At 55.1% G+C, this 1,868-nt stretch carries 2 protein-coding genes and 1 pseudogene; all 3 read right to left on the bottom strand.

Features of this window, described 5'->3' with window-relative positions; genetic code table 11:
* Positions 1-12: 12 nt before the first annotated feature.
* Positions 13-441 (bottom strand): TipAS antibiotic-recognition domain-containing protein, encoded by a 429-nt coding sequence (locus SMC5_RS07095; RefSeq protein ID WP_165846308.1) that lies wholly within the window; start codon positions 439-441, stop codon positions 13-15.
* A 180-nt stretch (positions 442-621) separates the two neighbouring features.
* Complete coding sequence (locus SMC5_RS07100; protein WP_207798757.1) at positions 622-825, bottom strand: cold-shock protein; 204 nt, start codon at positions 823-825, stop codon at positions 622-624.
* A 196-nt stretch (positions 826-1,021) separates the two neighbouring features.
* Positions 1,022-1,868: pseudogene (locus SMC5_RS11060) on the bottom strand (carboxypeptidase M32); the annotation flags it as partial.

A 1,868-nucleotide genomic window follows, 5' to 3' on the forward strand; every position in this document is an offset into this window, starting at 1 on the left:
GCTTCGTCGATCCTACGCGCCGTTGGCCGTGCAGTAGATCTTGATAGCGTCACGGATGAACAGGGCCAGTCCTGGTTTTACTTTGTCGTATGTCGCAGTGAAGCGAGGGTCGCTCACATACATGTCACCGAGACCGGACAGCATCTCGAGCGAGCAGGCGTAGAAGTTGGTGCTCATGTACTCGTGAAAGCGCTTCACCTGAGCCTGTACGTCCGGGTCGGAGGGACTGCGGCCCATGAGAGCCGCCAAGCCTTCTCTGATCTCTGCACCTTCCTGCTGGATGCGCTTCCAGTCTTCCTTCGTGTACGCCGAGGTCTTCCTCTGTGATTCGGCCCAGGCATCAGTGGCTCCCCACTTGCGTTGTGCTTCTTCCGCGTACTTCGTCCGATGCTCCTCGAGAGCGTGCTCATCGAACGCGTCAAACATTGTTGTCGTGTCCATCGTTTCTCCTTTGTCCATAGCTGCTATGGTGTGCCACCTTCCCTATCGTGTAGGTCATCCTTGCTCCTTTCCGTACCATGGCAGCATATACCATGACGTTGCGTCATAGTCAAGAGGATAGGACAAACGAAAGCCCCCAGCTTTCGCTGGGGGCTGATTGGGTTCAGTATAGGGGGAAGACTACTTGATCGTAACGTCCTTGGCCTGCGGACCCTTGTCGCCTTGCACGACTTCAAATTCGACCGCGTCGCCTTCCTTCAGCGACTTGAAACCTGAACCGAGGATGGCGCTGTAGTGGACAAAAACGTCCTTGTCGCCGTCGTCACGAGTGATGAAACCATAACCCTTCTCTGCATTGAACCACTTGACTTTGCCTGTAAGCACTGAAACCTCCATAAAACTTGGCATGTACTATCTTGCCATAGAGCAGTATATGGGGCATCTTCCCCGATGCAAGTGCCACGTTGCAATATATACATTCATGTTGTCTTCTTATCGCTATTTCGTGTGTTATTCCAGTGAATGCAGGAGCGATTGAATGTGAATCCAGCGCGTGGTCAGGAAGGACCCTCGTTGCCCCCTACTTGCTCTCCGACGGCACGATCCCGTAGATCCTGGAATACTTCTCTTTCACCTCACTCATGAAGTAATGGTAGTCCAGCGGCTTGCCAGTCACCCGCACGACAAGATCCTTTGGATCGTACAGGGCGCCGTACTGGTGAATCTTGGACCTCTGCCATTCACGCAACATGTCAAGGTGACCTGCCGCGATCTGTCCATCGAGATCCGGGATCTCCTGCCTGGCCGTGGCAAAGAATTGCGCAGCGTAAAGATTCCCGAGCATGTACGACGGGAAGTATCCAAACAGGCCCCCCGACCAGTGGACGTCTTGGAGGACGCCGTGGGCATCATCGGGAACCTCGACGCCGAGATACTCTTTCATCTTGGCATTCCAGAGGTCTGGAAGGTCGGCCACCTCGACTTTCCCGTTGATCAGAGCTTCCTCGATCTCGAAACGGAGCATCACATGCAGGTTGTACGTGACCTCGTCCGCCTCGGTCCGTATGAGCGATGGTTCGGCAACGTTGATCGCCCGATAGAAGTCCTCGACAGGGACACCCTCAAACTGTGCAAAGCGGCTCTGAAAACGTGGATAGTAGTACTTCCAGAACGCTTCCGAACGACCGACAAGGTTCTCCCAGGTCCTGGACTGTGACTCGTGAATGCCCATGGAAGCCCCCTTGTGGATGGGCATCCATCGGTACTCCTCAGAAATGCCCTGTTCATAAAGGGCATGCCCTCCCTCGTGCATCGTCGAGAAGAGTGCTGAGGCGACGTTGTCTTCGTAGTAGTGGGTCGTCACGCGGACGTCGCCGAACCCAATGCCTGTGGTGAAAGGATGCGCCGTCTCGTCGATCCGGCCGGCG

The sequence above is a fragment of the Candidatus Cryosericum odellii genome (assembly GCF_003570935.1).
In the GTDB taxonomy this organism is placed as follows: domain Bacteria; phylum Caldisericota; class Caldisericia; order Cryosericales; family Cryosericaceae; genus Cryosericum; species Cryosericum odellii.